The sequence below is a fragment of the Nitrosococcus halophilus Nc 4 genome (assembly GCF_000024725.1).
In the GTDB taxonomy this organism is placed as follows: Bacteria; Pseudomonadota; Gammaproteobacteria; order Nitrosococcales; family Nitrosococcaceae; genus Nitrosococcus; species Nitrosococcus halophilus.
On record NC_013960.1, the window covers coordinates 2,350,316 to 2,376,322 of the forward strand.

Here is a 26,007-nt window from a genome sequence, read left to right on the forward strand (position 1 = left end):
TGTGTTCTTCGTGCCTTTGTGGTGATCTCATGAATTATCCGGGCTAGGGTGATGAAATTCGGTCGCCGGGGTGTTCCCGCTTATCTTGCCAGTCTTTTGGCCATGATGATGGGGTGGTGGAGCAGCTATGCTCATGCCGCAGATCCCCTTTCCGTATTCGTCAGCATCTTGCCCCAGAAATATTTTGTCGAGCGGATTGGCGGTAACCGAGTGCAGGTATTGGTAATGGTGGGACCGGGCCAGAGCCCGGAAACCTACGAGCCCACCCCCCGGCAAATGGTAAAGCTATCTCAGGCCAATCTTTATTTTCGTATCGGTGTCCCCTTTGAGAATATCTGGTTGAAGCGGATTATTGCCGCTAACCCAAATATGGAAGTGGTGGATTGCCGAGAGGGTATCTCTCTCCTGTCTACAGGGGAGGCTCATGGGACTGGTGGAGAAGATGAGGGGCACGGGGCGACAGATCCCCACCTTTGGACCAGTCCAGTTCTGGTGAAGAAGATGGCCGTCCATATTCGGAATGCCCTAGCCGCAGTAGATCCGGCCTATAGCCACCAATTCGAGGCAAATTACCAGGCATTTGTCCAAGAGCTGGAGCAACTCGACCGATTTATCCGCCAAACCTTGGCCGAAGTCACTCACCACCGTTTTATGGTCTTTCATCCCGCTTGGCGTTACTTTGCCCATGCTTATGGACTGGAAGAGATTGCCATTGAGCAAGCAGGCAAGGAACCTGGCGCCAAATCCCTTGCTGCGCTGATTGAATGGGGACGCAGGGAAGGGGTCCGGGCCATTTTTGTGCAGAAGCAGTCTAGTCGGGCGAGTGCGGAGGTGGTGGCTCGCGCCATTGGCGCCGAAATCATCACCCTTGATCCCCTTGCGGAAGACTATGTTAACAACCTGCGTTATGTGGCCACCGTGTTGGCGAGGGTGCTACGGTGAAGCAGGAGTTGGTTATCTCCATTAAAGAGGTTTGCTTTTCCTACATTGGCCCTATGGTGCTGGAGCATATTAACCTCGAGGTGTTCCGCGGAGAGTTTCTAGGCCTGGTGGGCCCCAATGGGGGAGGGAAGAGCACCTTGCTGAAGATTATGTTAGGGCTGTTGAAGCCCTTATCCGGTCAAGTCTCCGTGCTCGGTTTACCGCCAGAGCGAGGGCGGGCGGGGATTGGTTATGTGCCCCAGCATACGGCTTTTGCGGAAGATTTTCCCATCTCAGTAGAGGCTGCTGTCCTCCAAGGACGTTTAGGTAAAACCCGAGTGATTGGCAGCTACACTCGAGAGGATCGAATCCTAGCCCGGCGCGCCATGGAGCAAGTGGAAATTCTAGAACTCAGTACTCGCCCCCTAGCCGCCCTCTCGGGAGGGCAACGTCAACGGGTGTTGATTGCGCGGGCTTTAGCTGTGGAACCCGAAATTTTGATTCTGGACGAGCCTACCGCCCACGTGGATTTGCGTTTAGAAGAGAATTTTTTTCACTTGCTTAAGCAATTGAATAAGCAAATGACGATTATCGTGGTTTCCCATGATATAGGCTTTATTTCCCATTATGTCAATCGGGTTGCTTGTCTTAACCAGACTTTAATATGCCATGAGACGGCGGCTGTTAGTGGGGAAGTCATTGAGCAACTCTATGGCGCCAGCGTGCGTATGATTGACCATACCCACTCGCATTAAATGGAATTCTGGGAAACATTAACCCACGCGGTCTTTCTGCAGAATGCCTTGGTCGCCGGAATTTTGGCCAGCCTAGGCTGTGGTATCGTCGGCAGTTTTGTGGTGGTCAAGCGGATTGGTTTTCTGGCGGGAGGCATTGCCCATACGGTACTGGGGGGTATGGGGATCGCCTATTATTTGGATAAAAACCCTTTTGCCGGGGCTTTGGTCGCTGCTTTGCTAGCGGCCTTGCTTATTGGTTGGGTGAGCCTGCGGTGGCGGGAGCGGGAGGATACCTTAATTAGCGCGCTTTGGTCCATGGGGATGGCGGTGGGCATGATCTTTATTTCCCAGACCCCGGGTTACAATGTGGATCTCATGAGCTACTTATTTGGCAATATCCTCATGGTATCCCGGGAAAAACTGTATCTGATGGGGGCTGTGGATGGGGTCATTGTCCTCACTGTGATATTGTTTTATAAGCAATTCCTGGCCCTTAGTTTTGATGAAGAGTTTGCTCGCCTTAGGGGAGTCCCGGTAACGTTTTTCTATTTGTTGTTGCTCTGTATGGTGGCGCTTACCGTAGTCCTTTTAATTCAAGTGGTTGGTTTGGTTTTGGTGATTGCCTTGTTGGTGTTGCCGGCAGCCATTGCGGGCCAATACATGGGATCCCTGGCGGGTATGATGCTGTTAGCCGCTATCCTAGGGAGCGCATTTACCAGCACCGGTTTAGTGATGTCTTATGAGCCGGATTTACCGGCAGGGTCTACCATTGTACTGGTGACAGGCGCTGCTTATCTCCTTTCTACCCTAGGTACGGGATTGCGGCAGCGTTGGCGGGTGCGGCGCCAAATTCAAACCCGGTGAGAGAAAGTTGTATTTAAATGCTTAAAACGGGAAATACCCCGATGACGACGCCACGGCACGACCAGGATTTTTATAGTTGGGCGCTGGAGACCGCCCGAGCTATTCGAACACGGCGTTTCGCAGGGATAGACTGGGATGCGATAGCCGAGGAGCTGGAGGACATGGGTCGAAGTGAGGCTAGGGCGTTGGAAAGCCAGTTGATACGGTTGCTGGCCCATTTACTCAAATGGCAGTATCAACCTCGCCAAAGACAACAGTCTGAAAACAGTTGGCGTGCGACTATCAGGAACGCACGGCGGGAGGTCCGGGATCTTTTGAGAAAAAACCCGGGACTTCAAGCCAACCTGCAAGCACGTTTTCTGGAATCTTATCCTAAAGGCGTAGACTGGGCCGTTATCGAAACTAACCTGCCTGAGACCACTTTTCCCGCTGAGTGTCCCTGGACTTTTAAACAGGCTATGGATGATAATTTTTGGCCTGAAGCTTGAAATAAGCCTTGAGCAAGTATATTTAAAGCACGGGATCATCGAGAACGGAATACTCGGTTTCTCTCTCATTGACGGCCCAGCGGATGCCACGGGCTACTTCTTTGCCAATCCCGGGTACGGTCATCAGCTCTTCAAGATGGGCATTGAGGACGGCTTCTACGCTGCCAAAGTGAGCGAGTAACTGCCGGGCCCGTTCCGGACCTATCCCAGGGAGTCCCTGTAACAGGGTAAGCTGGGTGCGTCGTTTCCCTTTGGGACGGCGCCCCTTCCGCGGCAGCGCTCCCGTGGCGATGCGGCGCATTTGCTGGGCGGCGTAAATCAGTAACTTGGCGCTCTCTTCAGCGTGGCGGGAGCGAAGCAGGGGAATGCCTAAAATCAAAGTCAAAGTGATGATCGCGCCTTGAATGGCCTCCCGGCTCATCTTGTTGCCAGCTAAATTGGCTGTGGTTCCTTCCAGAAGGATAACGGTTCGATATTGAGATGCCGCAAGCCGGCACCCTTGGCGAAATAGACGGCCATCCTGAATGGAGGCGATGAGATCGGTCAAGGTCTTACGCTCCGCCAGTAAACGATTATCAATCAGATAATCTCCCAGTGGGAGGCGCTGGAATTGGATGGACACCCCCTCCATTGCTGTTAGGGCGGTCGCCGGCCCGTAATTGGCTTCTCGATCATCTATGATGATGGAAAGGGGGGGATTGGTTTCTGGAAATGTCTGGATTGATATTGTAATAACTTCATCCTCCTGAGGGGGGGCTCATCTAATATTTATCGGTGCTTTTAAATAAGCTAAAGTGCCGGAGAAGTGACTCAGTACTCCAGCCTCTTCGTGCGCACAGCGCACGCTACTTGTACTTGTGGGCTCGGAGGCGGGGTTGAACAGCACGAAACCGACCGCATTTTTCTCAAAATTTTGCCGAGATACTTAATGTAACCTTGGGTTGTGGTATTTTTTTAAAAAACTGTCTCATTATTTAGCTTCGTGGTTGATAAAGAACGTCATAAGCCGCAAATTGTAGCCACCGAGACAATCGCCAAGACGCGATTATTTCGGGTGGAGAGCGTCGATTTGTATTTTTCCAATGGCGTTGAAACCCGTTATGAACGTCTCAAAACGGGGAAGCATGGTGCGGTTTTAGTGGTGCCCCTGCTTGACCGGAATACGGTGCTGCTTATCCGAGAATACGCAGTGGGCACTGATCGATATGAATTAGCCCTGCCCAAGGGGCGGGTCGAAGCGGGAGAAGAGCTGCTCGCAGCAGCTAATCGGGAGATGATGGAAGAGGTGGGTTATGGCGCCGGTCGCCTTACTTATCTCACTTCTTTGACTGTGGCGCCAGGCTATATGGGGCACACCACCCATGTGATAGTGGCTGAGGACCTCTATGAAGAGCGCCGCCTGGGGGATGAGCCCGAGGAGATCGAGGTCGTGCCGTGGCGCTTGACGGAATTATCCGCGCTGCTTGCCCGGGAAGACTGTACCGAGGCCCGCAGTATTGCAGCCTTGTTTATGGTGAAAGAAAAACTAACCCAAGAGGAAAACATCAATGCCACGAGGAAGTGATCCAGGAGCATTGCTAGCGCCAGTGATGGAGATTGCCGTGGAAGCAGGAGAGCAGATCCTGGCTGTCTATAATACGGCATTTGTGGTAGAGCATAAGGAAGATTGTTCGCCCCTGACTGAAGCGGATCTCGCTTCCCATAAGACCATCCTGCAGGGATTGGCAACCTTAACCCCCGGAATACCAGTGCTGTCGGAAGAGTCCAAGGAAATATCCTTTGCGGAACGTCATACCTGGCAACGTTACTGGTTGGTCGATCCCTTGGATGGAACCCGGGAGTTCGTCAAGCGTAATGGGGAGTTTACGGTCAATATCGCCCTCATTGAGGATCACCAACCGGTTTTGGGGGTAGTTTATGTGCCCGTAATGAAAGTGTTGTATTACGCTTCCAGGGGTCAGGGGGCTTACCAGAAGGAAACGGATAGGGCTTCGACCCCACTCAAAGTGCGTCCTTGGAGGGGAGGCACCGCTCGGGTAGTGGGTAGCCGCTCCCATGCCGGTGAACACCTTAAAGCTTTTCTAGATAAGGTGGGGGATTATGAGTTGGTCTCCATGGGGAGTTCGTTGAAGATTTGCTTGGTCGCGGAAGGGAAGGCCGATGTTTATCCCCGCTTTGGATTAACCTCGGAATGGGATACGGCGGCGGCCCAGTGCGTGGTAGAAGAAGCGGGGGGGATGCTCGTTGACTTTAGTAGAGCGCCGCTTCGATATAATGCCAAGGAATCGTTGCTCAATCCCTATTTTTTAGTGATTGCCGATCCTGCGGGCCACTGGGAACAGTTTATTCCTGAGTCAGTAAAATCGGATTCCAATTCCGGAAATTAACGTGCTTTTCCCTCCTTTTTCTTAGGAAAGGAGGAGGGTGCGAGAGTATTAGCCTGATTTTTTACCACCAAGACACAAAGGACACGAAGGTGAAGGAATCTCAGTCAGTTGGGAGAAACTGAGGGAGGTGCTCGCTTCTAATGAAACAAACCATTTTAAGTTTTTGGTTTCTTTGTGTCCTTCGTGCCTTTGTGGTGATCTCATCAATTATCCGGAGTAATAGTAAAAAAGAAAGCCCCATCAAAAAGGGAGATGGGGCCGAAGGAGGCGATTTTTTTAAAGCTGAGTGCGTCAGTGAACTGCAAAATAGGATTAGAAGACGAGTTGGGCTCGTAAAGTATAGATATTGACGCCTTCATCTATGCCTCCTAGTCCGGTTGCTTCGCTGTTGGGATCCGGCTCAGCACGGACGTAGTTGGCGCGGAATAAGAGGCTGGGGGTGGCCCACCAGTTGAGGCCTACGGTAAAGTTATCTTCCTCTCCCCCCAAAAAGCCGTTATCTTCCAGATCGATGGTGCTATAGCGGAAAGCAATTTCCCAAGCACCCCAGCCCCCTTGCCCTACAATGCCTTTGGGGATAACCCGGTTATAGCGGCCTTTATTCACTTCGTAATTGCGGGATTCGCCGGTGAGAAAATACCCCGCCTGGAGATACCAGCCGTCAAAGTCAGGTTCAGGCAGTCCATTTTCCCGACCGACTTCGGCCCGAAGATATTCTCCCTGGGCATGGAAGGGACCCCAAACGGTAGAAAGTTCTCCCCCCAGCAATAGGAGCTCATCGGCCTCAGAAATGACACCGGTATTCACCAGTCTAGTCCCCGCAATATGGGCTTCGGGACGGTTTGAGAAAGCAAGCTCAGGGTCGTGTTCGAAGTTACGGTAGTAGGCAGCCCCTCCTACATGCACCACCCGAGTGGCTTCGGCGATAGGGGCGAAGGTCACCCGGCCGGCTACTCCCCAGTTTTCATCGGATTTACCCGCGTCATCGGTGCCTTCACCAAAAAATCCGCCATTGACCGTCCAGTTATTGCCATGGGTACCCACATTAAGGCCTAGGCGGCGGCGACCAATGTCTTCATTGTCGAGAAAGCCGTCAATCAGTGCTCGCTCCTGGAAGACTTGCCAGTTAGAACTGGTCATGGATTGTAGGCTAATGGGGACTTTCTGGTGGCCCAAAGTGAGGCTGACGGGTTTTAGCCCGTTGAATTTGATATAAGCATCATTAATTTCAGTCTCGCCTTCGGCAAAATCGACTTGGAGTTTGTAGTCCCAAACCCTCCACATGGTGCCTTGGGCCTTGAGGCGGATACGGCGAATTTCTGCGCCGCTTCCCAGGTCGCTTTCATCTTCATCAAAGAAATTCGCATCGGCCTGGATACGCCCCCCCACATTGAACTTAAAGTCGCCATCAGCGGACTCCACCGTCAGTCCTTTGTAGTCCGTTTTCACTTTGACTGAATCCTGATTGGCTTCGGCGACTTCTTTCTTGAGCTGTTTTTGCTTGGCAACGGCTTTTTCTTCATCAGCCATAGCGGCATTCCGTAATATTTCGAATTCGTCCTGACTGATGGTGCCCCGGTCCCGGAGAACCTTAAGCAGGTCCAGCAGGGCCTCAGTGCCTCCGTAGACGGGGTTGGCTAGTAAGCCAGTGCAACCTACAACAGCACAATGAATAAGCAGGTTTTTGATTACGTATTTCAATTTTTTGTGCTCCCCGTATGTCAAGTTGCTTGAGTTATTCTTTACAACAAGAACCGCATCTCCTTAGAAAGGGAGAAGACTCTAACGGGGGGGTATGACGAAGATGTGAAAGTAAAGTTACAAAACAATTACAATGAGAGAGGGTTTTAACTTGATCAAATAGTTAGCTATTTACACTAGGATGAAAGGAAGGCAGAAGGGAATCCTTGGAAAGGAGATAATTTTTAGAAGAGAGCGGGTTGTTCATACCAATTTAGCAAAAGGATGCAATGTATAAAAGCTGTAAGTATTTGTTTACACTGAGTCCATACAATGCAAAATTACATAAAATTGATATCAGAAAACGATTTGGCCTCGTACGGTATAGATATTGATATCTTCGGCAATGCCAACTCCGGCAGCGATGCTGCTAGGGTTGGTCTCTGCATGGATATAATTGGCGCGGAACATGACACTAGGGGTCGCATACCAGTTGAGACCCGCCGTGAAATTACTCTCTACTCCGCCTAAAATGCCGTTATCTTCCAGATCGATGGTGCTATAGCGGAAAGCGAGTTCCCAGGCCCCCCAACCGCCTTGGCTCACGATCCTTTGAGGGATAATCCGGCCATAACGGCCTTTTGCAGGTTCGTAATTGCGGGACTCCCCGGTGAGAAAATACCCAGTCTGGACATACCAGCCGTTAAAATTAGGTTCAGGCAGGCTATTTTTACGGCCCACTTTGACATGGAGATATTCACCCTGGGCATGGAATGGACCCCAAACGGTTGAAAGCTCACCCCCCAGCAATAAGGCGTCTTCGGTCTCTGAAATCACGCCGGTACTCACGAGATTCGGTACTATGTGGGCTTCGGGATGGGCTGAGAAAACCAACTCAGGATCGTGCTCATAATGGCGGTAATAGGCCCCAGCCCCTAAATGCAGCACCCGAGTAGCCTTGGCGATAGGAGCGAAGGTGACCCGCCCCATGGGTGCCCAGCTTTCGTTAAATTGGCCCCCATGATCGGCTCCTTCACCAAACAAACCAGCAAGGGCTGTCCAGTTATTTCCATGAGTGCTTATCTTAAGTCCTAGGCGGCGGCGGCCGATCGCATCATCTTCGATAAAACTATTAAGGAGAGCCCGCTCTTGGAAGACCTGCCAATTGTTGCTGGTCCATGACTGCAGGGTAAAGGGCAGTTTTTGCTGGCCCAGAGTAAAGGTGACCGGTTTTAGTCCCTTAAACTTAATATAGGCATCCTTTATTTCAGTTTCTTCTTCCCCAAAATCCATCTGGAACTTGTAGCCCCAGATTTTCCACATGGTGCCTTCAACCTTAAGACGTGCACGGCGGATTTCCGCGCCGCTTCCTAAGCGGGTTTGATCTTCGTCAGCAAAATTGGCATCGATTTGAATTCGCCCCCCCACGTTGAACTTAAAGTCACCGTCGGCGGACTCCACCGTTAACCCTTTGTAATCGGTTTTAATTTTAATGGAATCCTGACGAGTTACTGCCACTTCTTCCTTGAATTTTTCTCGCCCAGAAATTTCCGTTTTATCATCATTGGGTTGTCTTCGTTCGGAGATTTCCCTCTCTTCATCAGCCTTAGCGGCATCGCGGAGCATTTCAAATTCATCTTGACTGAGGGTGCCCCGGTCCCGCAATACCTTAAGCAGTTTCAACATTGCCTCAGTGCCGGCATAGGCAGGGGGGTATAATAAGCTTATGCAACCCAGAATAACGCCATGAATAAGGAGATGTTTGGTTTGAAGTTTCAAAATTCTATTCTCCCGTAAGAAATAGCTTGAACTATCGTCTATAGGGCTCACCAATATCCTTTAATTAAAAGGGGAGACCATGACGGGAGTTTATGGTGTTAATCTGAAGATAAACTTAATGGGATTTGGGCAAAAGCGACTTTAAGGCTCGTTAGATTGTTTTTAATATCAATAACATGAAAGAGGCAGTGGTACGTCTAAATTATTGCCAATAGCCACTGGTCGGTTAGATCAACCGCATGTTGATGAGCTCTGCGGAGCACTGTGAGCTGACTATCGTATCTATGACCCGGAAGATAGCGGCAAAAGTAAGTGTGATCAGGGGTACAAAATGCTGATGGGCTCGAAACGATTTAGATAGCTTACTGTTGAGGTTGTCATAAAGTTGTCATAATTTAAGTGTCATAATTTTATATTAAAGAAATGATAGTTAGGATTTTTTTGAACGGTGTTAAGAAACGAGACTAAAAGTGCCTGCAACAATATTGGTCGTTGATGACGAAACTGCAATTCGCGAAATGCTGGGATTCGTCCTTACCCAGGAAGGCTATAATTATCAGGCGGCGGCTGATGCCGAACAGGCGTGGCAACGGCTCAATGAGTCCCACCCGGATCTCATCTTACTAGATTGGATGTTACCGGGGATTAGTGGAGTGGATTTAGCCCGCCGTCTTAAACGAGAACCCAATACCCGCAGTCTTCCCTTGATCATGCTGACCGCTCGCGATGATGAGGAGGATAAGGTTCGAGGACTCAATGTGGGAGCCGATGATTATATTACCAAGCCCTTCTCGCCAACGGAACTGATAGCCCGGGTCAAAGCGGTGCTCCGGCGGAGCGCGCCGCTGCTTAGCCGGGAGGTGGTTGAGGTTGATGGGCTAAAGCTTGATCCGAGCAGTCATCGGCTAAGCATTGGGGGGCTCCCCTTGGAAATGGGACCCACCGAGTTTCGTCTGTTACACTTCTTTATTACTCATCCCGAAAGAGTTTATAGCCGAGGCCAATTAATCGACCATGTATGGGGGGACAATGTTTACGTGGAGGAACGTACGGTGGATGTGCATATCCGCCGGTTACGCAAGTCCTTGGAGCCGAGTGGCCACGACAGGCTCATCCAAACCGTACGGGGGGTAGGGTACCGCTTTTCTACTCATTCCTAAAGGAGGCTCCTAACCCATGCGTGCAGATCTTTGGCGTTTAGGGTGGGGGCTGTTACTGGCCTTGTGCTTAGGGCTCCTTTTGGGGCGAGTCTTTTTTTGGCTCTTTCTCTTTGCCTTTGGCTATGCCCTATGGCAACAGCGCCAACTCTATCGTCTTTATCGATGGTTGCAAAAACCAAAGAAGAGAGCGCCTCCCCGTGAGGTCGGGATAATGGAGGGAATTGTCCGTGAAATTGATTTTATGCGCCAGCGCCACCGTTCTCGCAAGAGCAAGCTTTCCCACCATCTCAAGCGCTTTCAGAAGGCGACGGCCGCGCTCCCCGATGCCACCATCGTCCTTAACCAAGACGATGAGATTGAATGGGCTAACGAGGTTAGCCGACGGCTTTTGGGGCTGAAATCCCCCTGGGATGTGGGCCAACGCATCACCAATCTGATTCGCCATCCGGATTTTGTTGAGTTGATGGCGCTTGGCCGCAACGTGGCCAGCACCGTTGAGTTGCCTTCGCCTATTAACCCCGAGTTGCATCTCAATATCCGCATGGTTCCCTACGGTCAAGGGCAGCGTCTGTTGGTAGTGCGGGATATTACTCGACTCCATCGGCTAGAGCGAATGCGGCGTGACTTTGTGGCCAATGTCTCCCATGAGTTGCGGACCCCTTTAACTGTTCTCCGGGGTTATCTGGAGGTGCTAGAAGGAGGGGGCAATGGCAACCCCGAAGTTTGGGTCCGTTCCTTTAAAACCATGCAGGATCAGGTTGCGCGCATGCAACACCTTATTGAAGATCTCTTGATGTTGTCCCGACTGGAAAACCGGAATAAAAAGCCGGCTGAGGTTCCGGTTGCGGTTCCGGAGATGTTGGAAGGAATCTGTCGGGAGGCCCGGATGCTGAGTGGCGATCGCCAGCATCAGATTCGACTAAAAGCGGAGACCAGCTTGTGGCTACGGGGAGATGAGCGGGAATTGCATAGCGCTTTTTCCAACCTGGTCGTCAATGCCATTCGCTATACTCCGGCCCAGGGAAGTATTACCCTTCACTGGTTTAAACAGGCGGATCAGCCTTGCCTGGAGGTAAGGGACACCGGCGAGGGAATCGCCGCCGAGCATCTTCCCCGCTTGACAGAACGTTTCTATCGGGTTGATAAAGGGCGCTCACGGGAGAAGGGCGGTACCGGTTTGGGGTTGGCCATTGTCAAGCATGTCCTGAATCACCATGAGGCCCGGTTAGAGGTTGAGAGCGAGTTGGGTAAGGGAAGCGTATTTCGCTGCCTTTTTCCTGCTGAGCGAAGTCACCGGCCCAGAATACATTTATCCGAGGCAGGCTAGTAGTTGGTCTTTCGGGTCATATAAATGTCATATTATCGTCGTATACTGGTAACGAGCTTGGTGCACCATTTATTTGTGAGATGGTTTTTATCCCTGCATAAAATAAAGCATATCCCATGAATAGAATAATCGTAATAATAAAGGCGTCCTACGCTGAGGAGAATTGAGTACATGCAGATTAGATACATCATTGCGGCTCTAGGGTTTGCCTCGGTCGCGCTGTTTTCTAGCCATAGCGTGGCGGCAGAGCAGGTGGATCCTGATCTTAAGGAATACAGCAAGGCCAGTGGTGTCGCGGGCAATCTATCCAGCGTTGGCTCTGATACTTTGGCTAACCTCATGACCCTTTGGGCTGAAGAATTTAAAAAACTCTATCCTAACGTGAATATTCAAATCCAGGCCGCAGGTTCCTCAACGGCGCCACCCGCACTGACCGAGAGCACCGCTAATCTCGGTCCTATGAGCCGGAAAATGAAAGACAAGGAGGTGGAAGCCTTTGAAAAGAAATATGGCTATAAGCCGACCCCCGTTCGAGTGGCTATCGATGCGCTGGCGGTTTATGTCAACAAGGACAACCCCATTGAGGGAATCACCATCCCGCAAGTGGATGCGGTTTTTTCTGCTACTCGCAAATGTGGCTATCCTAAAGATATTACGACGTGGGGCGATCTGGGGCTAGGGGGCGAATGGACCCACCGCAGTCTCCAGCTCTTTGGCCGTAACTCCGTTTCCGGGACTTATGGTTACTTTAAAAAAGCGGCCCTTTGTAAGGGCGATTTCAAAAATACAGTCAATGAGCAACCGGGTTCTGCCTCGGTGGTTCAGGGAGTGACTAAATCGATTAATGGTATCGGTTACTCTGGCATTGGTTACCGGACTTCCGGGGTGCGCGCGGTTCCCCTAGCGACCAAGAAGGATGCCCCTTATGTGGAGGCGACCTCGGAGAATGCCGTGAAGGGGCAATATCCTCTGGCGCGCTTTCTTTACGTCTATGTTAATAAGCATCCCAACAAACCCTTGCCGCCTTTAGAGCGGGAATTTATTAAAATGGTGCTTTCTAAGACGGGCCAAGGCGTGGTGATTAAAGATGGTTATATTCCGTTGCCCGCCCGGGTGGCCGCTAAAGATCTTGCCAAAATTGGGGGAATGTAAGGGAAGCCCATTAGCCGTGCCCGAAGCACCCCTATGTACGGGAAGCGCCTCGCCCAGCGAGGCGTTTTTTCTTTCGCATTTTTGTTGTTTTTTTCATAGACTGAAATGGTTGCCAGAGTCCCAGAAATTGAAGAACAGGTCGTTCCCCCTCCGAATTCACCGGTGGCCATACGCCGTCGCCGCTGGCGTGAAATCAAGGACCATCTCGCTCGATATTACATTGCTGCCGGTGGTATCGGCGTTATTATTGCCATTGTTCTGATTTTCTTTTACCTCTTGTATGTGGTTATCCCCCTGTTTCGCCCGGCCCATGTGGAGCCAGGGGCTCAGTATTCAGCCCCGGGAGGGGGTACTGAAACCACCCTTCATCTGGCCTTGAATGAATATAATAACGTGGGCTTCCGCTTGACTGACCAGGGGCGCGGGATTTTCTTCTCTACCAATAATGGCAAGGTGATTTTGGAATCCCCCCTGCCGTTGCCCGAGGGAGTCACCGTGACTAGCTTCGGGGCCGGCGATCCTTCCCGTCAAGCAGCCATCTATGGTCTTTCTGATGGCCGCGCCCTGCTGTTGCGCCATGCCTATGACATTTCTTATCCCGACGATGTTCGCACCATTACCCCTCGGGTAGAGTACCCTCTTGATAAAGGGCTGTTGGCGGTGGATCCCCAGGGGCAACCCCTACGCCTCATTAGCGCCCAATCCGATGAGGACCAGACCACTGTGGCTGCCGTCACCGGGGATGAGCGTCTAGTATTGGTGAACTTTGTTCTGCAGCAGTCCTTTCTTGATGATGAAGTGACCATTGAGCGGGTGACCGCATCGCTGGATCTGTCTCCCCTTAAAGTGACTCATCTGGTTCTCGATGGGCAGCAAGAGGAATTGTATTTGGCTGATTCGGAGGGTTATATCAGCTACTATCAGGTGAGGGATAAGGAGGCGCCACGCTTGGTGCAGCGGGTGAAGGCGGTTCCAGAGGAGGTTGAAATCACTGCCTTGTCCTTTCTCACCGGCGGCATTTCCCTCTTGGTAGGAGATTCTTCCGGCCGGATCGCCCAATGGTTTCCGGTGCGGGATGAAAATAATAACTATACCTTGGAGCAAATTCGGACTTTCGATTCTCAGCAGGCGCCGATTACGGCCATTGCCTCCGAGCATGCCCGTAAAGGCTTTTTAGCGGCGGATACTTCAGGCCACGTTGGCATTTACCACACCACGGCACACCAGACATTGCGGGTCACCCGCCTCAGCGAGGCTCCTTTAGCGACGGTGGGGATCTCGCCTAGGGCGAGCGCGATGCTGGCCAGCGATTCCCAGGGCAATGTGCATTTCTTGAAGATAGATAATGAGCACCCGGAGGTCTCCTGGCAAGCCCTGTGGGGAAAAGTCTGGTATGAAAGTCGGCAAGAGCCTGAATTTATTTGGCAATCCTCATCGGCGAGTAATGATTTTGAGCCAAAGTTTAGTTTGACTCCCCTGACTTTTGGTACCTTCAAGGCGGCTTTCTATGCCATGTTATTTGCCATTCCGCTGGCCATCATGGGGGCGATTTATACGGCCTACTTCATGAGCCCTAAAATGCGAGGGTTGGTGAAGCCCACCATTGAGATCATGGAAGCACTGCCTACGGTCATTCTCGGTTTTTTGGCCGGTCTCTGGTTGGCCCCCCTGGTTGAAAGCCATCTCCCCGGGATCTTCGCCCTCTTGTTGTTATTGCCTGTGGGTATCTTTATCGCTGCTTATTTATGGCACCGACTGCCTAGCCGGGTGCGCCATTGGGTTCCGGAAGGTTGGGAAGCGGCACTGCTTATCCCCGTCGTGGTGGGCATGGGGGCCCTTGCCATGGTGTTGAGTCAGCCGTTGGAAATGGCATTGTTCGGCGGCGACATGTCTCAGTGGATCACCACTCACTTAGGGATTACCTATGATCAGCGCAATTCCCTCGTGGTAGGGTTCGCTATGGGGTTTGCCGTGATCCCGACGATTTTTTCAATCTCTGAAGATGCCATTTTCAGTGTCCCCAAGCATCTTACTTTTGGATCCCTGGCTTTAGGCGCCACGCCCTGGCAAACCTTGGTGCGGGTGGTGCTTTTGACCGCCAGCCCCGGTATTTTTTCTGCCGTGATGATTGGTCTTGGCCGAGCAGTTGGCGAGACTATGATCGTATTGATGGCGACGGGTAATACGCCCATTATGGATTTTAATCTTTTCCAAGGCTTCCGGGCCCTTTCTGCAAATATCGCCGTGGAGATGCCGGAGTCTGAAGTCAACAGCACTCACTACCGTATCTTATTTCTGGCTGCACTGGTTTTATTTATGGCGACTTTTGTTTTTAATACCCTGGCCGAGATCGTGCGCCAGCGGTTACGGAAAAAGTACAGTAGTTTGTAGTGGTTAGAAAAGAATTGGCAAGCAAAGAGCTTAAAACGAATGAAAGAGTGGTTTAAATCGGGTACGCCGTGGGTGTGGTTGAGTGCGGGAGCAGTGAGTGCCAGTGTGGTCATGGTGGCGGGTTTACTGGTTCTTATCGCGGTCAAGGGATTGGGGCATTTTTGGCCAGCGCAGATTGCGGAGATTGAGTACACTCAGCGGGACGGGGAAGTCGTACGTTTGATAGGGGAAGTGGTCAACCAAGAGCAGGTTGCCCGCCAGCGCTTGCTGGATAGGGGTTATACGCTGCCCGAGGCTCCCCCTATTGTGACTCGGAACCTGCTCAAAATCGGCAATCGGGATTTTTTCGGTTTTGATTTTCTATGGATTGTGCAGCCATTGGTCAACAATGAGCGCTATCCCAAGGATTTGATGGCGGTTGAGCGGCGGGAATGGGGCCATTTTTATGGCTATCTTCAGTCCGTCAAGGAGCAGGATAGGGTGGTCGCCGAAGGTGAAAATGTTTGGGAAGTCTTGCAACAACGCCTGGCTAGGGCCAATGAGCTTCATGTTGAAATTGAGGATATTGAAAAGCATGACATTGGTGCCATCAATTATCAGTTGGAGCAATTGCGTTTACGCCGTCGGGGGTTGGAACTTGAGGGGGTAACTGATCCCCAGTCCTATGCAGAGGTGGAGGCCGAGGAGGCAGAACTCCGAAAAGCCTACGCCACTGTTCAAAAAAAGCTCAATGAACTGTATCAGCAAATTAGGCGAGATAGCCTGACAGCGGAGATTGCCGATGGCCGGGTAGTGGAAATTCCCTTGGCAAAAGTGGTGCGGGCCTATCGTCCTAACGGCATGGGGATAGGAGACAAGAGTCGTTTTTATTTAGCAAAGCTCAGTGAGTTTGTAACCGAGGATCCCCGTGAGGCCAATACGGAGGGGGGGATCTTTCCTGCCATCTTTGGGACGGTGATGATGGTCCTCATTATGTCCGTCATCGTCACTCCCTTTGGGGTGGTGGCAGCGGTCTATTTACGGGAGTATGCTAAACAAGGGCCGCTAATACGCATTATTCGGATTGCAGTCAATAATTTGGCAGGGGTGCCTTCAATCGTCTATGGGGTATTTGGCCTGGGATTCTTTGTTTATTTTCTGGGAGGGAACGTGGATCGCTGGTTCTTTCCAGAAGCATTGCCGGCACCGACTTTCGGCACTCCAGGGTTACTCTGGGCCTCTTTGACTTTGGCTATCCTCACAGTGCCTGTGGTTATTGTGGCGACAGAAGAGGGGTTATCCCGTATTCCCCGTTCCATTCGGGAGGGGAGTCTGGCATTGGGGGCCACTCGGGCTGAAACTTTATGGCGCACCGTGTTGCCCATGGCCGCTCCCGCCATGATGACCGGGCTTATTTTGGCCGTGGCGCGGGCTGCCGGCGAAGTCGCGCCACTGATGATGGTGGGGGTAGTGAAATTGGCCCCTTCTTTGCCTTTGGATGGGAATTTTCCATTCTTGCATTTGGACCGCAAGTTTATGCACTTGGGTTTCCATATCTATGATGTGGGTTTCCAAAGCCCTAATGTGGAAGCTGCTCGCCCCCTGGTTTATGCCACGGCCTTGCTGTTAGTCTTGATTATCGTGGGCCTCAATCTCACCGCCATTATGATTCGCAACCGACTTCGAGAAAAATACCGTGCAGCAGAGAGTTAAAGAAAAGGTTAATATCATGAACCGGCAGACTAATGATAAAGCGCCGCAGGCCCATGGGGTTGATATCTCGTTAATCGAGCGCGGCGTTGAAAAGCTTAGACTAGAGGATGAAACGCCCTGTCTGCAGGTCAAAGAATTCAATCTCTACTACGATCAAAGTACGCAGGCCCTTAAACACATCAATCTCGTGATTCCGAAGCGGCGAGTGACCGCTTTTATTGGCCCCAGCGGGTGCGGCAAGTCTACTCTGCTGCGCTGTTTTAACCGTATGAACGATCTGATTGATGGGGTCCGCATCGAAGGGGGAGTATTCCTCCATGAACAAAATATTTACGACAAAATTGTCAATGTGGCCGATCTGCGGCGCCGTGTTGGCATGGTGTTCCAAAAACCCAATCCCTTCCCCAAATCTATTTATGAGAATGTCGCCTATGGGCTGCGCTTGCAGGGGATTAAAAACCGCCGCACCTTAGATAAAGTGGTGGAAAAATCCCTCAAAAGGGCCGCCCTGTGGGATGAGGTCAAAGACCGTCTAGATGACAATGCGGTGGGCCTCTCCGGGGGGCAACAGCAACGGCTGGTGATTGCCAGAGCCGTCGCCATTGAGCCGGAAGTATTGCTTTTGGATGAGCCCGCTTCCGCCCTGGACCCCATCTCTACCCTCAAAATCGAAGAATTGATCTATGAACTGAAGAATGAGTATACCATTGTGATCGTTACCCATAATATGCAGCAAGCCGCACGGGTTTCTGACTATACGGCTTTTATGTATTTGGGGGAATTGATTGAATTTGGCGATACCAGTACCTTATTTACTAATCCCAAAAAGAAGCAGACCGAAGATTATATTACCGGGCGCTACGGTTAATGATTGTCGGCGCTCTTAAGGCACGAGGAGTGAATGATGCCCCATAGCACTACGCCCCATACCTACCGGCAGTACGATAAGGAGCTTGAAGATATCAGGAACCGGGTCCTGGCTATGGGCGGACTCGTCGAGCGGCAGATCGCCGAAGCCGTGGATGCTTTGGTGAATGGAGATGTGGAAAAGGCCGAAGAAGTGATTAGTAAGGACTACCGGGTCAATGCCATGGATGTGTCCATTGACGAGGAGTGCACCCAGATTTTAGCCCGTCGCCAACCCACTGCCGGTGATTTGCGGTTGGTGATGGCGGTAATTAAAACCGTTGCTGATTTGGAACGGATCGGAGATGGGGCCGAGCGCATAGGCCGGACTACGATTCGTTTATCGGAGCGGGAAAGACCGGCGAATACTTTTGGTTTGATAAGATCCCTCTCTAATCATGCCCTGGGGATGTTGCGGGATTCTTTAGATACTTTTGCCCGTATGGATCCGGAGGCCGCCCTCAGCGTGGCGGCGCAAGATACCCAGGTAGACGCCCGCTACGAGAGTATCCTGCGCCAGTTGATTACCTACATGATGGAAGATCCCCGCAATATTTCCTGGGCAGTGGAACTTATCTGGGTGGCCCGGGCTCTAGAGCGGATTGGCGATCATGCCTGCAATATTTGCGAATATGTCATTTATTTGGTCAAGGGCAAGGATGTACGCCATACCAGTTTGGAAAGTATGGAGCAAATTGTCCACGAGGAATAAATTTCCTCTCCTCCCAGCCGCCTAGAGACGTACTTTCAGGACTAGAAAGACAAAAGGATTAGACTTGCCCCATAATGTCGTTTTTTTTCCTGGGGTAAGGTGGGGCTAAATATGGAGTGTGACTTGTGTTAAGCCAGCGGCATCCCGATACCCTGGCCGCCATAGACCTGGGGTCCAATAGCTTTCATATGATCATTGCCCGCGTAGTGAGAGAAGGTCAGCTACAGGTACTAGACCGCTTGCGGGAGATGGTTCAACTGGCCTCCGGCTTAGATAATGACAAACATTTGAGCGAGGCGGCCCAGGAGCGGGCTCTGAGTTGTTTAGCTCGCTTTGGGCAACGTTTACGGAACCTCCCTCCTTGGGCAATTCGGGCCGTGGGCACGAATACCCTACGGCAGGCGCGGAATGCCGATGAATTTTTGAAGCGCGCCAGTACCGCCTTGGGCCATCCCATTGAAATTATCGCGGGGGATGAGGAGGCTCGGTTGATTTATTTAGGGGTTTCCCACGCCTTGGATTTTGATGACGCCCGGCGGTTGGTGGTGGATATTGGCGGAGGAAGCACGGAATTCATTATCGGTGAGGGTGCTGAGGAGGGGCGTTATCGGGAAAGCATTGAAATGGGTTGCGTCTATTATAGCCGCCGTTTTTTCCCCAAGGGAATCTTAAATGAAGCTTCCATGCAACAAGCTGAGATTGGGGCCCGGACGATGTTGCAAGACATTGAGCAGCAATTTCGCCATTTAGGGTGGGAGGAAGCCATAGGGGCCTCGGGAACTATCCGGGCCGTAGCCCGAGTTGTGGCGGCCCAAGGGTGGTGCGGCAGTGGAACGATTACGGCGGCCTCCCTAAAGGCCCTTGCCCATCTTATGGCGGAGACGGGTCATGTTAAACAGCTAAAGCTGGAGGGGCTAAGCCCGGAGCGAGGACCCGTATTTCCCGGTGGCGTGGCGATACTTAAAGGCATTTTTGAGAGTCTGGGTATTGATCGCATGACAGTATCGGATGGCGCCCTGCGGGAGGGGTTGCTGTATGATCTCATTGGCCGGATTCGCCATGAGGATGTGCGTAGCCGCACTGTTGCTGATTTAGCCCAGCGCTATCATGTGGATCAGTCCCATGCCTCTCGGGTTAAAGAGACTGCCCTGGCGTTGTTGGAAGGGGTGGCTTCCACCTGGGAGCTTGAAGAAGAAGAGCATTTTTTGTCTTTGCAGTGGGCGGCGATACTCCATGAGGTGGGGCTGGCCCTTTCCCATGGCCAATACCATAAGCATGGTGCCTATCTCTTGGCCTATAGTGACTTGCCTGGTTTTTCCCAACAGGAGCAACAGGTCTTGGCGTTTCTGGTGCGGGGGCATCGCCGCAAGTTGCCAGCCGCCAAATTAAAGCGGCTTCCCGAAGATCTTCGCCAGCCTACGCTGCGTCTTTGCCTATTGTTGCGGTTGGCGGTGTTGCTTAATCGTAATCGTTCCTCCACTGCGTTGCCTCATTTGATATTCAAGGTGGATCAGAACACTTTAAAGCTTAAATTTCCTGAAGGGTGGTTGGTTCAACATCCGCTGACTGAGGCCGATCTGGTTCAGGAAGCCAGCTATGTGAAGGCAGCGGGTTATCGACTGAAAGCCAAGTAGTCATGCCTATAGAGAGTGAAATCAAGCTGCGGTTGGCCCCAGCGTACCTGCCCAAAGTGAGTGAACATTCCCTGGTGAGGAGGCATGGCCATCAGGGGCCGATACGCAAGCACCTGCAAAGCATCTATTTCGATACCCCTGATTTAGGGCTCCTAAAACAAGGGGTGGGGTTGCGGGTGCGCCGGATAGACCATCGCTGGGTCCAGACCGTCAAAGGCGCCAGTTCTGGGGGAGCTGGACTCCATCGTCGCCAGGAATGGGAAAGTGAGGTGGAAAATAATAGCCCCAACCTGGAACGGTTAGCGGCAGAAGCCAAGGTGGGGGTGCTTGGAGAGGCGGAGCTCGCCGCCCGGTTAGTCCCGGTATTTGAAACAGATTTTTGGCGTACCAGTTGGATTTTACGGATAAGGGATGGAAGCACCATTGAGTTGGCTGCGGATGAGGGGCATATTCGTTCCAATGATCGTACCGAGCCCTTATCCGAACTGGAGCTGGAGCTTAAACAGGGAGAGGATAAGGATCTCTATTGGATGGCTTTGCAGTTGGCCGAGACGTTTCCCCTTGCCGTGGAACATGCCAGCAAGGCCGAGCGGGGATATCGACTCTACACCCAACAGTTTTCCCTCCTAGCAGCACCAGGGCCCGCTCCCGCCGATGCAACCACTGATTTCCAGGGATTGGATTATTGGCTTGCTGACCTGCAATACGGTGAACGGTTATTGCTTGAGAGGCGCGATCCTCAGGGGTGCAGCCATTTACAGGCAGCGGCTGAAAATTTGCACAGGGGGTTGATGGCGGCAGGGCAGGGAGTGGAGATTTCCCTTCAAGAGGACCTAGACTGGCTTGTCAGGAGTTTACAAGAAAGTAAGGATTTTGCTGAAGTTTGTCATGTAGTGGCGGCTCCCCGTTATAGCCGGTTGTTGTTAAGTTTGGGGCGTTACCTGGCAGAATTAGAAGCAAGGGACTGACTTTGTTGATGGGAAGAGTAATGGAAGAGGTAAAAGCGATGAAAACCTCATAGGTTCGTTCGCGCCGTCTCTGCCATTGCCAGGCTTTAAAACCGTGGTCTTATATGGCTCTTGCGCGCATTTAACGTCTCGCCGCAGCCTGTCGGGACGGTGCTCAAGAGCACGAAGCCATGATAAACACGAGGATTTAGGCGTGTCAAGGGCGTGGCAAAAACTGATATTTTCAGGGAAAATCATAGATTTAATCAAACAGTTAAGAGCCCCTTTTTGGCTGTCAAAAAGCTATTGGGACATGTCCCAATAGCCTGCAGAGTTAGAGAGAAGCATTACCCTAGATTGGAGGGTTTCAAGCCGTACCTGTTTGGACACGTCCGAACGCCTGCGCTGTTGAAGAGGATTACCGGATGTCAGAAAGTCTGAAACTTTAGCCGCTGTCCGAGCGTGCAGGGATAAACTGAGAATTATTCTTATTTGACGGTGTCAAAATGGTAAGAGATTGCGGTTTCCTGCCGCTTCTTTGTTTGGGTTAGCTATTATGGTGCCGATATTGCTTTCTGCTTATAGTAGGATGCAAATATATATATTTATATATTAAGCTTATTAAGTATTACTAAGAAGCTTCTATTGCAGCCCCGGAGGCTAACATGTTGATTGGTAAAGAATTACATATAGATGTATTTTGGGATGAAGAAGCCTGTGTTTGGGTGGCAACCAGCGAGGATGTGCCTGGTCTGGTTACCGAGGCGGATACCCAAGAGGATCTGATGAAAAAGCTAAGAGTGATGCTCCCGGAGTTGTTAGAATTGAATGGGGTTCACATTGGCAGAGAAATCCCAATTGAGGTTTCCAGCAAGAGAAAAGAGCTTTTACACCTGGCTCTAGCCTGTTAATGGGAAGTTTTACTAAAGAGTCTAAAAGACTTACTAAGAGAAAAGGGATGTAGTTTCCATCGTCAAGGTAAGGGTGATCACGAGCTTTGGTATAGCCCGATCACCGATAAGTTTTTTGTTGTTGACGGTAATATTAAATCAAGGCACACAGCAAACGGAGTGTTAAAACAAGCTGGTTTAGAAAAGCATTTCTAAGCGGGTTCCTTTTGGGTGCTGGTAGCCTGATATGGTTGCCCCCCTTTGCTAACTCACCATTTTCCTCTGCGCCCAAACTGGTAATGTTGCCACTTTCCCTGTTTAGTAATCCTGCAATGTTGCAGAACTACCCCAAAACCCACCACATATCCACAAAATTTATACGGATACCCGCCCACCCTAAATTTCTACAACTTCATGCACCAAGACCGGACGGGCAATCATTTTTTTGCGTCCGCAAAATTAAGTAAGGGGGCATAGGGATAGAACACGCCACCGAAAAGCAAGGGCACCCTTTTCTAGAGTGCCCCTGCCACAGTTACACCCTGGAAAACCTGGACCAGTGCAAAAGACTTTTTATACCGCGTCTAAGCTATGGCGGCTTAAGCAGCACCTCAACCTAAGCCAAGCAGGATGAGGACAAACAGCGCATAGAGAATTAGCAAGGAAAAAGTAAGCGGTGAGCTACGAGGTTCAGTCTCTTGTTTCCGTTTCATTTGGACATGCCTCCTTGTAGTGTTGTTACAGAGTGTAAGAATAAAGAATGAAACTGAAGGCAAGCTGAAAAATGGGGCTCTTCTGATGAAATTTAAATAGCTAACCCTAACCTCTGCTAACTTGTTCAGATTTCACGACAGGGCGCCGAGCAAAAGGTACTCCTGAATGTTATCGATCGCGGGAGCTGCAAGGCATGTTTTTCGAGATATTTTTGGCTCCTAGAGGCATTGTTATTTTGCCTATGATTTGCGTAGCCTTGGTTTTGTAGGGATAGATATGGGAAATTCTTTCTCCATTTTGAGAGTTGGCATGCGTCTTATAAGACGTAGGTCGCAAAACGAAAAAGCAAAGTTGATGTGCATGTTTGCCAAAACTAATATGGGCTGACAGAATGAGTAATTCTTTGATATAAGGGTAGAAATAGGTATTGGCCAGTAGCCGATTGCGTGTAACAAGACGCATCTTAGTCAGGCTATTTCATGTTAGCTGTTGGAATGAGTATTTGTAGATCGGCACCGCAGAACGGCCAGAGGGGCGCAGTTGATAGACCCGGCCGTGCCACGGGCGTTGGAGCGGCCTCCGGGCGCGGCGCCGATAGCCCAGTTCCGCGCTGCCACTTCTCGCTTAGCCGTCCGGCGGGCTCGGTGTTTGCTGCGTCAGCCCGGAAAGGCTTCAGTCTCGTCCGGGTCGGTGCCAATCGAGCACCGGGGCGGGCTTCGCTCGCCGCCCAGGGTGGCCGAAAGAAGATCGGCCCATCCACAGCTAACAAGCCGCTCAAGTTCGTTCCGGCCCTTCGGGCCTCCACCGGACGCGGCTAAAGCCGCGCCGCTTAGCTCAGACGTTATGTGACCGCTCCGTACTGCCAATAGGGACATATTGTGGGTCGAAATAGTAAGTCCAGACGAGATGCTAAGAAAAGGAAAGCAAAGAAAATCCGCAACCGTCTTAAATCTAACAAGCGCACTGCTGGTAAACAATCTTTCTCTGGACCAGTGATGACAATGATGGAAAACCCACTGTCTGGCCTCACTGGTGAACAAAGGAAAGAGTTGATTGTAGAACTAGGAAAGAACGGGAAAGATAAAGTTGCTGAGATATTCGAATCGTTGAACGATATTTTGAGGCAGTATGACCCTACCACCTTAATAAGTATTCTCTCAGCCTATGGTTTGACTGTTGGAGCAGGTGATGGTGGAGTCCAATCAAAAGAATCATCTGGAGGCCTAAATCAGGCACATGTGGAGCTAGTTCAGGCGCTGGCTCTACAAATACCAGAGAACGAACTCGGCGCGCTCCCTGTCACTCCTGATATAGTTCAGAAGGTATGGGATCGATTAATAGAAATAGGTCACGCCTTTAAATTTAGTAGGATGAATGTAGAGCTATTGGAGTCATCCAATATTGAAATGGCTATCAATCAGGTCCAAGAGTTTCTACGAAGTCATACACAAATGGTTAGGAATTGGGGTTTTCATTCTCAAGTGGTTGGTATTTCGAAGGAATTATATAGTCACTTTGATGGGGAAATCTATAATAAGTTTGGCTTTTCAGCCACAAATGCCATTGATGTTTTTAAGGTTTTGACTGAATCTGTAGAGGAAAAGCTTTCTAAGAGATTTAATATATTGTCCGATCTAAAGTCCACAAAAGCGCCGTACGACATGCTAGTTAAATATCATGAATTGATTGGGCAAGGGAAAAATGAGGCTGATAGGTTTTCCGAGAACATTGATATAAAAAAGATGTCGCGAAAGAATCTTTTTGCCATGATTTTATCGCATTTCGATCTGAGAATGCCTGACTACTACTTTATCAATAGTCATGAATTGTCGGAGCGGCTAAAAATTGATGAAAGTATTATCGATAATGTTCTAAGTCACTTTTCATACAGATTCGGCGATCTCAGGGACGAAAAGAAAGAATTTCTCTTTTTGGAAAACCCTGTGTGGAAGAAGCCAGTAATCTCATCCTATAGTGGATACTATTGCGTATTGCCCCAGCTATTCTTTAGCTTCGTTCTAGACACGCTAAATGAGATTGTGGAGGGAGTAGATAAGAAGTCTCTTCACGACCGGCGAGCTGATTATCTGGAGTCAAAGATTAAAGAGGTTGTTAAGACAAGGTTTCCTGAGTCACAAGTAGTTTCTGGGGTTAAATGGAATCAGGGTGAAGCTCAGTATGAAACCGACCTTATTGCATTTATTGATTCTCATGCAATTATTATTGAGGCGAAATCACAAAGAATATCGAGGCCTGCTTTAAGAGGCGCGCCAGACCGAATAAAGAGGCACCTTGAGGAAGTCCTGATAGAGCCAGGAATTCAGTCGAATCGATTAGAAAAGAAGCTTAACGATCTTAGGGTTCAGGATGAACCAGACGATTCTCTTTTGAAAGAGATCCCTGTAGATATAAGATCTATAAATAAAGCGCTTCGGGTTTCAGTATCTCTAGAAGATTTTGCTACTCTTCAGACAAACTTGAGGCTGTTTAATGAAACCGGTTGGATTCCGGATGATTTCGCGCCTTGCCCATCAATGAACCTTGCCGATTTCGAAACATTGTTTGATTTTCTCGAACACCCTGTTCAAATCATCCACTATCTTCTAAGAAGAACTGAGCTTGAAGGAAATTACAAGTTCATGGGGGATGAGCTCGATTTTATGGGGCTATACATTACTAACTTGCTGAATATTGGGAATATGGTAAGTGATGATGAAGCAGAAGTCATAATATCAGGGATGTCTGAGCCATTAGACAAGTATTATATGTCAAAAGACCAAGGTATATTAATTGATAAGCCTCAACCCAAAATATCGCCTTTTTTCAAGAAGATATTTAGTAAACTCGAGGAGCGATCTACTGCGCGTTGGACAGAGATCGGGTGTATACTCAATCGCTTCCCCCCAGATGATCAGAGAAAGCTAGTTCAGCATATCAAAGACTTATCCAAGGTGGTGCATAGAACATGGCAATCCGACGACCATAATAATATTGTTATATATAAGCCGCCAGAATCATCAGAGTATGCTTTGGTTGTAGTCCTATTTAAAGACGAGAATCGAGACAAACGCTATGAGTTTATTGATCATGCATCTGCTTTGGGTCTGGAGCCGAATCATGTTAAGTATTGCTTGATTATTGCAATAAATATAGATAATGACGACTTGCCGTATCATTATATAGCACTTGCAGAGAATCGAGATAGCGAATCATCACATAACAAGCGCGTCAATTAGGACGCTCGCAAGCTCGCGCCTATTACGCGAGCGTTATGTTTTTTTCTGAGGCATAGATGCACTACTTTATCGGAAAATGGCGTATTACCTGGATGGAGACTTGGCCGCAGGAATATGTAGATTTAGAGGAGCCGGGCTACTTTGAATTCACCGAGGACAAAGGCGAATTCGTATTTGGCGCTATGCGAGGCTGGCTTGATGTGCGAGTATCAACTCGGGTACCGATGTTGGAATTTACATGGCAGGGTGTCTGGGAGAGAGATGAGTACTGCGGCCGGGGTATCTTCGAGTTCCCAGATCCCGATCATGGAGAGGGCATGTTCTTCATCCACTCCGGGGACGAATCGGCGGTGAAGATTGAGCGCAAAACATAACAAATCAATCAACTTC

General features: G+C 50.2%; 22 protein-coding genes. 18 read left to right on the forward strand and 4 right to left on the reverse strand.

The features are described from left to right. Positions 1-51: 51 nt before the first annotated feature. From NHAL_RS11070 to NHAL_RS11085, 4 genes are read left to right on the forward strand one after another with little or no spacing between them, the layout of a single operon-like run. A complete protein-coding gene (locus NHAL_RS11070) occupies positions 52-942 on the forward strand; it encodes a metal ABC transporter solute-binding protein, Zn/Mn family (RefSeq protein WP_013033227.1) in 891 nt (296 codons plus the stop codon). Continuing rightward, the gene (locus NHAL_RS11075) at positions 939-1,676 is read left to right on the forward strand and encodes a metal ABC transporter ATP-binding protein (RefSeq protein WP_013033228.1); all 738 of its coding nucleotides are present in this window, start codon (positions 939-941) and stop codon (positions 1,674-1,676) included. Before NHAL_RS11070 ends, NHAL_RS11075 begins: the two co-directional genes overlap by 4 nt. After that, the gene (locus tag NHAL_RS11080) at positions 1,677-2,522 is read left to right on the forward strand and encodes a metal ABC transporter permease (protein ID WP_013033229.1); all 846 of its coding nucleotides are present in this window, start codon (positions 1,677-1,679) and stop codon (positions 2,520-2,522) included. Positions 2,523-2,563: 41 nt separating this feature from the next. Next, positions 2,564-3,010: a DUF29 domain-containing protein gene (locus NHAL_RS11085; protein WP_013033230.1), complete on the forward strand. Its 447-nt coding sequence runs from the start codon at positions 2,564-2,566 to the stop codon at positions 3,008-3,010. Positions 3,011-3,032: 22 nt separating this feature from the next. Here the strand turns inward: NHAL_RS11085 and NHAL_RS11090 are convergent, their stop codons facing one another. Next, the gene (locus NHAL_RS11090; RefSeq protein ID WP_013033231.1) at positions 3,033-3,743 is read right to left on the reverse strand and encodes an ERCC4 domain-containing protein; all 711 of its coding nucleotides are present in this window, start codon (positions 3,741-3,743) and stop codon (positions 3,033-3,035) included. A gap of 249 nt (positions 3,744-3,992) precedes the next feature. On the opposite strand from NHAL_RS11090, the gene nudE reads away from it, so the two are divergent. Further along, on the forward strand, positions 3,993-4,574 hold the full coding sequence (nudE, locus tag NHAL_RS11095) for an ADP compounds hydrolase NudE (RefSeq protein WP_013033232.1): 582 nt from the start codon (positions 3,993-3,995) through the stop codon (positions 4,572-4,574). After that, a complete protein-coding gene (gene cysQ, locus NHAL_RS11100; protein ID WP_013033233.1) occupies positions 4,558-5,397 on the forward strand; it encodes a 3'(2'),5'-bisphosphate nucleotidase CysQ in 840 nt (279 codons plus the stop codon). The genes nudE and cysQ overlap by 17 nt, the downstream gene beginning before the upstream one ends. Before the next feature lie 312 nt (positions 5,398-5,709). On the opposite strand, the gene NHAL_RS11105 is transcribed toward cysQ, so the two are convergent. Then, the gene (locus tag NHAL_RS11105; RefSeq protein ID WP_013033235.1) at positions 5,710-7,098 is read right to left on the reverse strand and encodes an OprO/OprP family phosphate-selective porin; all 1,389 of its coding nucleotides are present in this window, start codon (positions 7,096-7,098) and stop codon (positions 5,710-5,712) included. A gap of 336 nt (positions 7,099-7,434) precedes the next feature. Continuing rightward, positions 7,435-8,856 carry an OprO/OprP family phosphate-selective porin gene (locus NHAL_RS11110; protein ID WP_041355673.1) on the reverse strand — a complete coding sequence of 474 codons (1,422 nt, stop codon included), beginning with the start codon at positions 8,854-8,856 and terminating at the stop codon, positions 7,435-7,437. Between the two features lie 470 nt (positions 8,857-9,326). Between NHAL_RS11110 and phoB the strand changes: the two genes are divergently transcribed. The 10 genes from phoB (at position 9,327) to NHAL_RS11160 (ending at position 21,688) form a co-directional block, all read left to right on the forward strand. Further along, complete coding sequence (gene phoB / locus NHAL_RS11115; RefSeq protein ID WP_013033237.1) at positions 9,327-10,016, forward strand: phosphate regulon transcriptional regulator PhoB; 690 nt, start codon at positions 9,327-9,329, stop codon at positions 10,014-10,016. A 16-nt stretch (positions 10,017-10,032) separates the two neighbouring features. Further along, positions 10,033-11,343 carry a phosphate regulon sensor histidine kinase PhoR gene (phoR, locus tag NHAL_RS11120; RefSeq protein ID WP_013033238.1) on the forward strand — a complete coding sequence of 437 codons (1,311 nt, stop codon included), beginning with the start codon at positions 10,033-10,035 and terminating at the stop codon, positions 11,341-11,343. Between the two features lie 171 nt (positions 11,344-11,514). Next, a complete protein-coding gene (locus tag NHAL_RS11125) occupies positions 11,515-12,495 on the forward strand; it encodes a PstS family phosphate ABC transporter substrate-binding protein (RefSeq protein WP_013033239.1) in 981 nt (326 codons plus the stop codon). Positions 12,496-12,600: 105 nt separating this feature from the next. Beyond that, complete coding sequence (locus NHAL_RS11130) at positions 12,601-14,886, forward strand: ABC transporter permease subunit (RefSeq protein ID WP_013033240.1); 2,286 nt, start codon at positions 12,601-12,603, stop codon at positions 14,884-14,886. A 39-nt stretch (positions 14,887-14,925) separates the two neighbouring features. Then, positions 14,926-16,578, forward strand: coding sequence for a phosphate ABC transporter permease PstA (gene pstA, locus NHAL_RS11135; RefSeq protein ID WP_013033241.1), 1,653 nt, complete (start codon positions 14,926-14,928; stop codon positions 16,576-16,578). 16 nt (positions 16,579-16,594) lie between these two features. Further along, positions 16,595-17,446 (forward strand): phosphate ABC transporter ATP-binding protein PstB, encoded by an 852-nt coding sequence (gene pstB, locus NHAL_RS11140; protein WP_013033242.1) that lies wholly within the window; start codon positions 16,595-16,597, stop codon positions 17,444-17,446. 36 nt (positions 17,447-17,482) lie between these two features. Then, entirely contained in the window at positions 17,483-18,196 is a 714-nt protein-coding gene (gene phoU / locus NHAL_RS11145) for a phosphate signaling complex protein PhoU (RefSeq protein WP_013033243.1), read from the forward strand. 125 nt (positions 18,197-18,321) lie between these two features. After that, positions 18,322-19,830, forward strand: a complete 1,509-nt coding sequence (gene ppx, locus NHAL_RS11150; RefSeq protein ID WP_013033244.1) for an exopolyphosphatase — start codon at positions 18,322-18,324, stop codon at positions 19,828-19,830. A gap of 2 nt (positions 19,831-19,832) precedes the next feature. Next, the gene (locus NHAL_RS11155) at positions 19,833-20,798 is read left to right on the forward strand and encodes a CYTH domain-containing protein (RefSeq protein ID WP_013033245.1); all 966 of its coding nucleotides are present in this window, start codon (positions 19,833-19,835) and stop codon (positions 20,796-20,798) included. Positions 20,799-21,442: 644 nt separating this feature from the next. Then, positions 21,443-21,688 carry a DUF1902 domain-containing protein gene (locus NHAL_RS11160; RefSeq protein WP_013033246.1) on the forward strand — a complete coding sequence of 82 codons (246 nt, stop codon included), beginning with the start codon at positions 21,443-21,445 and terminating at the stop codon, positions 21,686-21,688. A 1,165-nt stretch (positions 21,689-22,853) separates the two neighbouring features. On the opposite strand, the gene NHAL_RS21180 is transcribed toward NHAL_RS11160, so the two are convergent. Continuing rightward, positions 22,854-23,159 carry a hypothetical protein gene (locus NHAL_RS21180; RefSeq protein WP_157862555.1) on the reverse strand — a complete coding sequence of 102 codons (306 nt, stop codon included), beginning with the start codon at positions 23,157-23,159 and terminating at the stop codon, positions 22,854-22,856. 100 nt (positions 23,160-23,259) lie between these two features. On the opposite strand from NHAL_RS21180, the gene NHAL_RS11170 reads away from it, so the two are divergent. Next, positions 23,260-25,617: a hypothetical protein gene (locus tag NHAL_RS11170; protein WP_041354900.1), complete on the forward strand. Its 2,358-nt coding sequence runs from the start codon at positions 23,260-23,262 to the stop codon at positions 25,615-25,617. Between the two features lie 92 nt (positions 25,618-25,709). Then, the gene (locus tag NHAL_RS11175) at positions 25,710-25,991 is read left to right on the forward strand and encodes a hypothetical protein (RefSeq protein ID WP_203434317.1); all 282 of its coding nucleotides are present in this window, start codon (positions 25,710-25,712) and stop codon (positions 25,989-25,991) included. The last annotated feature ends 16 nt before the right edge of the window (positions 25,992-26,007 follow it).

What these genes read in the sequence shown, in the direction of transcription:
- NHAL_RS11070 (WP_013033227.1), top strand. Translation starts at nt 52, where the DNA reads ATGAAATTCGGTCGCCGGGGTGTTCCCGCTTATCTTGCCAGTCTTTTG.
- NHAL_RS11080 (WP_013033229.1), top strand. Translation starts at nt 1,677, where the DNA reads ATGGAATTCTGGGAAACATTAACCCACGCGGTCTTTCTGCAGAATGCC.
- NHAL_RS11085 (WP_013033230.1), top strand. Translation starts at nt 2,564, where the DNA reads ATGACGACGCCACGGCACGACCAGGATTTTTATAGTTGGGCGCTGGAG.
- cysQ (WP_013033233.1), top strand. Translation starts at nt 4,558, where the DNA reads ATGCCACGAGGAAGTGATCCAGGAGCATTGCTAGCGCCAGTGATGGAG.
- phoR (WP_013033238.1), top strand. Translation starts at nt 10,033, where the DNA reads ATGCGTGCAGATCTTTGGCGTTTAGGGTGGGGGCTGTTACTGGCCTTG.
- NHAL_RS11125 (WP_013033239.1), top strand. Translation starts at nt 11,515, where the DNA reads ATGCAGATTAGATACATCATTGCGGCTCTAGGGTTTGCCTCGGTCGCG.
- NHAL_RS11130 (WP_013033240.1), top strand. Translation starts at nt 12,601, where the DNA reads ATGGTTGCCAGAGTCCCAGAAATTGAAGAACAGGTCGTTCCCCCTCCG.
- pstA (WP_013033241.1), top strand. Translation starts at nt 14,926, where the DNA reads ATGAAAGAGTGGTTTAAATCGGGTACGCCGTGGGTGTGGTTGAGTGCG.
- pstB (WP_013033242.1), top strand. Translation starts at nt 16,595, where the DNA reads ATGAACCGGCAGACTAATGATAAAGCGCCGCAGGCCCATGGGGTTGAT.
- phoU (WP_013033243.1), top strand. Translation starts at nt 17,483, where the DNA reads ATGCCCCATAGCACTACGCCCCATACCTACCGGCAGTACGATAAGGAG.
- NHAL_RS11155 (WP_013033245.1), top strand. Translation starts at nt 19,833, where the DNA reads ATGCCTATAGAGAGTGAAATCAAGCTGCGGTTGGCCCCAGCGTACCTG.
- NHAL_RS11160 (WP_013033246.1), top strand. Translation starts at nt 21,443, where the DNA reads ATGTTGATTGGTAAAGAATTACATATAGATGTATTTTGGGATGAAGAA.
- NHAL_RS11175 (WP_203434317.1), top strand. Translation starts at nt 25,710, where the DNA reads ATGGAGACTTGGCCGCAGGAATATGTAGATTTAGAGGAGCCGGGCTAC.